Below are 9,339 nucleotides of genomic sequence, written 5' to 3'. Positions count from 1 at the left end.
TTGTATTACGTGGCGGTACCGGTACATTTACCGGCCGTGTACCATTTGCATGGTTTGTTTACGCGTTTTATAACAATTGCAATTATTATGGCGCTTATGATAAAAATAACATCAGTGCTGCAAGCCCAATCACTGCGGGTACTAACCCAACACAAGCCCCTGTAAATGGTGGTTTAGGTTTTGTTACCCAGCAAAATAATCCTGTGCCAAATACCAGTGCTACCGGCCCAACCCAGGTAGATATGATTGATAATAACTTTAAAATGCCGCAGGTATGGAGAAGTAGCTTAGCCCTGGATTATAAAACACAGGACCAATGGAGGTTTACTTTAGAGGGTATTTACACCAAAGTTATCCACGATTTAAAATTCCAGCAAACCAACACAACCGACCAGGTAACTTATTACCCGTACGATACCCAGCACCAACAGCCTATATTTGTGAACACCAAGCCATCAGGTAACTTCACAAACGCTTACTTGCTATCAAACACTAACCAGGGCGAACGTTATAGCATTACCGGGCAAATTGGTAAAACTATGCCTTTTGGCTTAAATGTTGATTTTGCTTATACCTACGGCCAATCTAAGGATATAACCAACGGTATCCGTAACTCAATGGAATCAAACTGGCAGTTAAACCAGGCTTTAAACCCTAACAACCCAGGTTTGGCCAACTCAAACTTTGATATCCGTAACCGTATTGTATCTACCGTTAACTTCAGGCACGATTGGGATGTTGCTCAAAACTACACCGCCAACTTTAGCTTTTTCTTTAGCGGACAGTCCGGTAACCCATACACCTATGGCTTTTACCCAAGCGCTATTGACGGAACAGGTCAGCAGCTTAGTTTAGCTTACATACCAAAACGCGGCGAAACGGTTAACTTCTTCTCAGACATTGCAGCTACACCAACCAGCCCTGCCCAAACAGCAGTACAGCAGGCTGCAGCCTTTGATGGTTTCATAGATAAGAGCAAATATCTTTCGTCTCGCCGTGGCGATTTTACCCAGCGTAATGCTGCTTTTACCCCATGGAATAATCAGCTTGATTTCCGTTTTGCACAGGACTTTAAATTTGGCGGCGGTAAACATAAACAGGTAATTACTTTCACTTACGATATTATTAACCTTACTAACCTGTTAAATAAAAAATGGGGCCAGTACTACTTCTCGGCCAATACATTTAACTCAACCGCTAATATTGGTTTAACACCTGTTAAAGCAGGTACGCCAACCTTCCCAAATGCCGCAACAACTTATCCAAAATATACTTTTGCAGACCCGGGATTACCATACTCTGTTGATTTGTTTGCTTCGCGCTGGCAAATGCAGTTTGGTTTACGCTACGCGTTCTAAATCGTTTTCACTCGTTCTTTATATTTAATCAAAGCGCCCGCCATTGCGGGCGTTTTTGTTTATAATGATTATTTTGCAGCACTATGCAAGCAACCGGCAAGTCAACCATTTTTCCACCTCAATTTATTAACTGGTTAATGTTTGCTTCTATTTGCCTGATATGGGGAAGCTCGTTTATACTAATGAAACTCGGTTTGTATGACGATGCCAGGCAACCCCTGCTTACCGCCTGGCAGGTAGCGGCAATACGCATTATAACCGCCGGCGTTGTGCTTGCACCGATACTGATAAGGCACCGCAGCAAAATACCGTATAAGCTATCGTGGTATATGGTATTTTCGGGTGTATTTGGTAGCTTTTTGCCAGCGTTTTTGTTCTGCATCGCCGAAACAAAAATTGATAGCGCCCTGGCTGGTACACTTAATTCGCTTACACCCATCTTTGCCATCATATTTGGTTTTATATTTTTCCGTATCCGGATACCGGGCATTCAAATTGCGGGCATTATTATAGGCTTTGGGGGTATTGTATTGTTATATATGGTGCAAAAGCATACCGGCATTGGGCAGGTAAGTTATGGCGGCCTGGTAATACTGGCCACTATGTTTTATGGGATTAACATTGTAGTAGTAAAACGATATTTAAATGGCGTTAGTCCGCTGGTAATAACCGCGTTCTCTCTGCTATCGGTAGCATTGCCATCTATATGCATATTATGGCATAGCGGTTTCTTCAACTTACCGCTTCATCAAACCAAATATATAAAAGCATGCCTTGCGGTATGCACCCTTGGTATGCTGGGCACAGCCATAGCATGGATGTTGTTTTATGCTTTGGTACAGCGTACAAGCGTGCTATTTACATCAACCGCCAGTTATGGCATCCCCTTTATAGCATTTGGTTGGGGCTGGTATTACGGCGAAACCATCACCCTTGGGCAAATAGGGTGCCTGTTTATTATATTGGGTGGCGTTTATCTCACCAAGATAGATTTTAGTAAATACAGAAAAAGTAAACCCGGTAAAGTTATCGGTTAAGCGGATACTTCTGATGATTAACATTTACAGCAGGAAAACTATTTCCGGTAACAATTGTATTTTTATAAATGCTAATGGTCACCCCATGACACCCATGTTTTTTACAATAGGGAACAATAGAACTGTTAAAGTTATACCAAACATACAGGCACGGGTGAATGGGCATCCGGTGTTAACATATACGTATAATATTTTCCGCAGTAATGGGTTTGATGATAGCGAAAAACAACGCAGGGAAAGCGAACTGTTATTCGAAAAAAAGACTGACCCTAATTACATGGGCTATATTACCTTTGAAAAGCCCGGCAAAATATTCACCTATATAGCCGATGGGTTTGACAAACTTACAATAAGCGAGGTAGAGGAAATTATTGAGAACATAAGCCATTACCGCGACCATCCCGGCATGTGGGATCGGGAAGGCGCCGGAGAATTATAAGCCTAAACTTTTTTTAACCTTTGTGGGTAATTTACCGGCTATAAGCTGATGAGATTGCTTGATATAAAACTCCCATTCCTTATCTGTTAAACTACTGATATTACGTGCCAGCACCCATTTATAACGGGCAATATAGGGCTGTGGCTCCAGGCCGTCTTTTGCAATTATCTCTTCAAAATCTTCATCAGGCACTTTAAAAGAAGCTGATGGAGGTGTACCATCCGGATAGGTAAACAAAAAGGTTTTACCGCCAACATTAAAGCATAAATGTTCACCAAGTTTAATATCCTCAGTTACACCGGGTAACTGGTAACATATTTTTTGAATAGTTTCAATTGTCATGCTTCTTGTTATTGATTATTATATTTTTCAAGTATTTTATCAGCTGTTGTAGCTCCCAGTTTTTGTATAGTTTTCCAATCCTCACGGGCTCCGGTAATATTCCCCATCATTAATTTAGTTAAACCCCTTTTATAAAGACTGGTAATGTCATACTTATCCGATGCGATAATTTTGTCGTACAATGCGATAGCTGTTTCGTAGTCTTTATTTTTAAAGGCAGCGAATGCTTTGTTTCCATCAAAATAATTGGGGATAGTAATTGCCGACGTGGTATATCTTAAATCAACATTCATTTTAACAGATACATTTTTCCCATTTAGGGTTGCCGGTTTCCAGTCCTTTTTAGCTTTATTGAATGCTTTAATAAAGCCTTTATCAAATTCGTTGCTAATACCCTCTAATAGTTGTAAACTATCTGGCAAGCCTGTTTTTGAAACAATAAAACTTGCGGCTATACGCCCGGATTTGTCATCCATTTTTACGCCGACATTTTTATACAGATAATCCTGAAAATTATCATTTTTATAAGTTGGGTATACTTTTGGGTTTTGATTATAAATAGTATCCCCGCTCAAAACAGTGTAAATGTCAGATTTGGTTAGTATTATCGAGTTTTTTACTCCTTCTTCAGGAGTGAAATAGTATTTTAAAAATTGCCGGATATTTCCATTTTTAAACCCCTTTTGAGTTATTATCAGGCTATTTTGAGTTAAATTATTAATTAAGAACGCGTTCATAGGATTACCCTCTTCCGACTTAAATATCAGTTCATTGTTTTTTATCTCAAATAAAAACCCACCGCCTTTCATATAATATAAGGTAGAGTAACCGGCCTTTCCCGAAGAATTAAAACTGTATTTTATATAGGCATATTTTAGAGGTTCATCATCCGGAACTTCTGAATCGTCATCAAAAGTAATTTTAGATAATACCCATGATTTATGAATTTCGTTGGGGTTGATTTGCTGGGCTTTTAATGCCCCGCACGTTAAAATTAATAAGAAAAGTGTGATATATTTCATTTAGGTTTTTATGGTATTTAAATATATCAAATAATCTGCTATCAATCTAAAACTACTGAAAGTCCCTTATCACTTCACCCAAATCATAAACAGGTATGCTGCTTATTTTGCTTTGGATGATACCAGCCGCCGCTGCCGACCGGTACCCGGCGGCGCAATGCACCACGATGGGTTTATCAGTAGGGATCTCAGCTACACGTTCCCGCAATTCGGGTAGTGGAATGGTTAGGGCATCGCTGAAAATTTTGCCCGCTTTTATTTCTGCCCAATTACGTACGTCAATGATGGTATAATGGTTGGGATGGTTCTTAAAGTCACCATAATTTACCTCTGGCGAATGCTCTTTGGCGTCTGTAGGGGGTAAAATACCGGCAATAATGTTTTTTTCGTAGCCTATTTTCGCTGTTTTTTTAATCACGATTTCCAGTTCCTCATCAGTCGAGGCGATCAAATAAAATTGCTCATCCGGGCCGATGACAGATCCCAGCCAGGTTTCAAATTTTTCGGCATCCTGCAGGTTGATAGACCCTTTTACATGACCGTTGCGATGGGCTTCTTTGGTACGGGTATCTATAACCAAAGCACCTTTCTCTAAAACAATATCTTTTGATGGCCTTGTTATCATGCCAATGCTTTCTTCAAAGTTTGGCGCGCCGGTTTTGTTCAGTTCCACATCATAACCAAAGTATTTTGGCATAAAGGGCTGGTCGGCCATTAGGGTTTTTACAAAGGCCAGCTCATCCATTAGTTGCAGGGCATAGTTTTCACGAAGTTCTTTGCCAATGCTGGTCTGCAGGTCGGGGCTCATGCTTTTACCGCATAACGAGCCGGGGCCATGCGCCGGATAAACAGTAACATCTTTTGGTAATACCATCAGCTTTTCGCGGGTAGAGTGGTACATCTGCCTGGCAAGCTCCTCTTTTTTAGCGATGATATTTCCGGCACTTTCGCGTAGGTCTGGCCTGCCAACATCGCCTGCAAACAGCGTATCGCCGGTAAATACAGCACAGTCTTTGCCTTGCTCGTTTTCCAGCAAAATACAAATGGAATCGGGCGAGTGGCCAGGGGTATTAATAGCTCTTAACTTGATATCATCCAGTTTAATAACGTCACCATCATCGAAACTTTCGTGCGGGTATTCGGCACCTGCCAGCTTGCTAACATAGATAACAGCGCCGGTAGTTTGGTGTATCTCCAGGTGCGAACTTACAAAATCGGCATGGGGGTGTGTTTCAATAATGCCGGTAATATCAGCATCGTGCAATTCGGCAAAATCGTAGTAAGGCTGCGGGTCGCGGGCGGGGTCAATAACAACCATCTTCCCAGACCTTATAATGGCGTACGACGCATGCGCCAAACCCTTATCGTAAAATTGGTGAACTATCATATAACGTGTCAGTGCCGCAAAGATAGGGGTTTAGTTGAAAGGTTGGAATTTGAAATGTTGAGCGGGAGTAAATATTGCTGCAGGTGTTATCCTCTTCTCTCACCTTTCGCCCGTTCGCTCGTTCAAGCGACCACACTTGAACGATGGTAATTTAGAGTGTCCACGCTCCTGGAGAACAATACGTGCTAAAGTCAAGCGTAGACGCTTGACTTGGCGGTTTTAGCATTAAATAGAAAGGCCCGGCATATACCGGGCTTTTCCATTTATAATTGATACTAAATATTTTAATACTTATCTACCACACCCTTATCCTATCCTCGGGTTTTTTATACATTTTATCGCCGGGCTTAACATCAAACGCGGTGTACCAGGCATCCATATTGCTTATAGGGGCGTTGGTACGGAATTGCTCTGGCGAATGCGGGTCCGTGAGGATCCTTTGCGCGGCAGCCTCGGGGCGTTGCGAGCCTCTCCAAACTTGTGCCCACGACAAAAAGAAACGCTGATCGGGCGTAAAGCCGTCAATTTTTGTGGTTGATTGCCCTTGTTTAGTTTTCTTGAATGCTTCGTAAGCAACATTTAAACCGCCTAAATCGGCAAGGTTTTCGCCAAGGGTTAGTTTACCATTTACGTGCATGGTATCAAGCACGGTAAAGCCATTATATTGTGTAACTACCTGGTCCGCACGGGTTTTAAATTTATCAGCATCGTCTTTTGTCCACCAGTCTCGCAGGGTGCCATCGGCATCATACTGGCGGCCCTGGTCATCAAATCCGTGGGTCATTTCGTGGCCAATAACAGCACCAATACCGCCGTAGTTTACGGCATCATCGGCACCAAAATCAAAGAAGGGGAACTGCAGGATGCCCGCAGGGAAAGCAATTTCGTTATTGGTTGGGTTGTATGATGCATTTACAGTTGGCGGTGTCATACCAAAACGTGTCCTATCAACGGGTTTGCCCAAGCGGCTCACGTTAAAATTGTAGCGCCATACGGCTATACGCTTTAAGTTACCGGCGTAATCATCGCGGTTAATAACCAGGCCGGCGTAAACTTCCCATTTATCAGGATAACCAATTTTAACGCGGAAAGCAGCCAGTTTTTTAAGTGCGCGTGCTTTGGTTTCGGCACTCATCCAGTCAAGGCGTTGTATGCGGTCGCCCAGGGTAACCTTAAGGTTGTTAACCAGGTCGATCATATACTTTTTGGCGGCAGGGGTAAAGTATTTCTCTACATAAAGCTGGCCCAGCAATTCGCCAATACTGCCATCAATCAAACCGCTCATGCGTTCGTTACGCGGGGTTTGCACCTTTTGGCCGCTTAGCGCGCTGCTGTAGTCAAAGGATGCGTTTACAAAAGGCGAGCTTAATGTACCAGCCGAACCTCTTAGAATGTTCCATTTTAAATAAGTTTTCCAGTCGTCAACAGAAGTTGCAGCCAATAGTGCATCTGCATCTTTAAAAAACCCGGGCTGACCTACAATCATCGTATCCTGACCGGTAACTTTTAACATAGGCAGTATTTTAACCCAGTTTAAATGCGGTGTGGTTTTGCTAAAATCGGCTACAGAAAATTTGTTGTAGGTAACATTTGGGTCGCGCTGTGCAACACGGCTTAGTTGTGATTTAGCCAATGTTTTTTCCAGGTCGAAAATGATACCGGCGTTTTTAGCAGCTACATCGGCGCTGGTACCGGTAAGCGTAAACAGGGTGGTGATATAGGTTTTTAACGCATCCTGTATCTTTTTGGTACGGGCATCGTCTTTCAGGTAATTATCCCTGTCGGGCAAGCTGGTGCCGCCTTGCCTAAGGCTTACAATGTATTTATCTACATGCTTTTCGTCCTGGCCAACGCCAAAACCAAACAGCGGGCTGCCTATACCGTTAACACGTTCGTAAACAAGCTCGTTTACAATGCCGTTAAGGTCGGTTATTTTATTGATGCGTTGCAGGTCGGCAGTGATGGGGGTATAGCCCTTTTTTTCGATAATAAGGCTGTCCATACCGCTGGCATAAAGGTCGCCAACACGTTGTTTAAGGCTGCCTTTTGGCTGGCCGGGTGTTTTGCTAACCTCGTTAAGCAGGCCCAAAAGGCGATTGGTATTATCCTGGCGTAAAATGTTGAAACTTCCCCAGCGGGTTTCTTTGGCCGGTATAGCATTCTGTTTTATCCAGTTGCCATTGGCATAATCAAAAAAATCGTCGCCCGGCTTAATCGCCGTGTTCATGTTTGCGGGGTCGATGAATTTTTTTGGTGGGTCGTTATGCGATTTGCCCTTTACGGGTTTGTCGCCATTGGCGGCAAACGCGCTTGCAGACAGGCACAATGCACCCATCAGCATTAAGTTGGTGAACTTTAATTTCATGTTAGTCAGTAAGACTATGAAGTTAATTATTTTATATGCCGAATGGCAAATAATTGAGCAGGATATTATTACTTGTTAAACCATTTGATAACAAATGATAAACGTGACATTTTAATAAAAGCTGCCAAAAAACGATTTAAGGGCAATGTTTTCATGTCTGGTGCTATGTTTATACACTATAAACGGCTATTTGTAAAAATATTGTTGCTATTGGCCTTATGGGTGCAATTTATAACTGTTCCATATAGTTCAGGTAAGGAATAAAGCCACAAGTGTAAATTAGACTAAAGAAGTTTCACAAAGACGCTAAGGCGCAGAAAAATTAATAAATCTTAGCGTCTCTGCGTCTTTGCGTGAGATTATAGTGATTTTGGCGTCTTTGTGTGAAATTATAAGTATAATAAGTATACGGCATCCAAATTAGCGCCAAATAGTTATTTTTGCAGGCTATGAGTATTGCAAAAACCTATTCGCCCGGAGAAGCCGAAGAAAAATGGTACAGTTACTGGTTAAAACATAACTTTTTCAGGTCGGTACCTGACGATCGTGAACCTTACACCATCGTAATTCCGCCGCCAAATGTTACCGGTGTGCTCCACATGGGCCATATGCTAAACAATACCATACAGGATGTGCTTATTCGCCGTGCCCGTATGAAAGGCAAAAATGCCTGCTGGGTACCCGGTACCGATCATGCCAGTATTGCTACCGAAGCAAAGGTTGTTGCCATGCTTAAAGAGCGCGGTATCAATAAAAAAGACCTGAGCCGCGAAGAGTTTTTGAGCTATGCCTGGGAATGGAAGGAAAAATACGGTGGTATTATACTGGAGCAATTGAAAAAATTGGGCGCCTCATGCGATTGGGAACGCACCAAATTCACCATGGACGAGGATATGTCTGAATCGGTGATCGATTACTTTGTTCATCTGCACAAAAAAGGCTGGATCTATCGTGGTGTACGCATGGTAAACTGGGACCCGCAGGGGAAAACAGCAGTATCTGATGAGGAGGTTATCCGTAAAGAAGTAAATCAGAAGCTTTATTATATTAAGTATCCTTTATTAGGAACAAAAACCGCGAAGGATGCAAATCACACGGGTGAAAGAATTGACTATGTTGTTATAGCCACAACTCGTCCAGAAACAATCATGGCAGATGCAGCAATTTGCGTTAATCCTAATGATCCGAGGTATGCAGATTTAATAGGTCGGCAAGTACGCATTCCGTTAATTGATAGGTCAATACCAATCATTGCGGATGAGTATGTTACCATGGATTTTGGTACGGGTTGTTTAAAGGTTACCCCGGCACACGATCTGAATGACTATGAGCTGGGCCAACGCCACAAGCTGCCGGTTATTGATATTTTAAATGACGATGCTACGCTGA

Annotated in this window: 7 protein-coding genes and 1 pseudogene; 4 read left to right on the top strand and 4 right to left on the bottom strand. The window is 42.5% G+C overall.

Translation table 11 applies throughout. The features are described from left to right. The 3 genes and pseudogenes from JWQ85_RS15980 to JWQ85_RS15970 form a co-directional block, all read left to right on the top strand. A pseudogene (locus JWQ85_RS15980) lies at nucleotides 1-1,358 on the top strand (TonB-dependent receptor); the annotation flags it as partial. A gap of 137 nt (nucleotides 1,359-1,495) precedes the next feature. Beyond that, a complete protein-coding gene (locus JWQ85_RS15975) occupies nucleotides 1,496-2,395 on the top strand; it encodes a DMT family transporter (protein WP_299469744.1) in 900 nt (299 codons plus the stop codon). Between the two features lie 13 nt (nucleotides 2,396-2,408). Continuing rightward, nucleotides 2,409-2,834, top strand: a complete 426-nt coding sequence (locus tag JWQ85_RS15970) for a hypothetical protein (protein WP_299469742.1) — start codon at nucleotides 2,409-2,411, stop codon at nucleotides 2,832-2,834. Here the strand turns inward: JWQ85_RS15970 and JWQ85_RS15965 are convergent. The 4 genes from JWQ85_RS15965 to JWQ85_RS15950 form a co-directional block, all read right to left on the bottom strand. Continuing rightward, complete coding sequence (locus JWQ85_RS15965; RefSeq protein WP_299469740.1) at nucleotides 2,829-3,176, bottom strand: MmcQ/YjbR family DNA-binding protein; 348 nt, start codon at nucleotides 3,174-3,176, stop codon at nucleotides 2,829-2,831. The two genes, JWQ85_RS15970 and JWQ85_RS15965, sit on opposite strands and share 6 nt — an antisense overlap. Nucleotides 3,177-3,184: 8 nt before the next feature. Further along, nucleotides 3,185-4,198 (bottom strand): energy transducer TonB, encoded by a 1,014-nt coding sequence (locus tag JWQ85_RS15960; protein ID WP_299469738.1) that lies wholly within the window; start codon nucleotides 4,196-4,198, stop codon nucleotides 3,185-3,187. A 52-nt stretch (nucleotides 4,199-4,250) separates the two neighbouring features. Then, nucleotides 4,251-5,585, bottom strand: coding sequence for an MBL fold metallo-hydrolase (locus JWQ85_RS15955; protein ID WP_299469736.1), 1,335 nt, complete (start codon nucleotides 5,583-5,585; stop codon nucleotides 4,251-4,253). A 295-nt stretch (nucleotides 5,586-5,880) separates the two neighbouring features. Next, nucleotides 5,881-7,950: a M13 family metallopeptidase gene (locus JWQ85_RS15950; RefSeq protein ID WP_299469734.1), complete on the bottom strand. Its 2,070-nt coding sequence runs from the start codon at nucleotides 7,948-7,950 to the stop codon at nucleotides 5,881-5,883. Between the two features lie 449 nt (nucleotides 7,951-8,399). On the opposite strand from JWQ85_RS15950, the gene JWQ85_RS15945 reads away from it, so the two are divergent. Then, nucleotides 8,400-9,339, top strand: a 940-nt coding sequence (locus tag JWQ85_RS15945; protein ID WP_299469732.1) for a class I tRNA ligase family protein, incomplete at its 3' end; no start/stop codon positions are given.

Origin of the sequence: Mucilaginibacter sp., from assembly GCF_028288105.1 — a bacterium.
Classification (GTDB): domain Bacteria; phylum Bacteroidota; class Bacteroidia; order Sphingobacteriales; family Sphingobacteriaceae; genus Mucilaginibacter.
The sequence above is the reverse complement of the archived record's forward strand: the minus strand, read 5'-3'. Positions and strand labels throughout refer to the sequence as shown.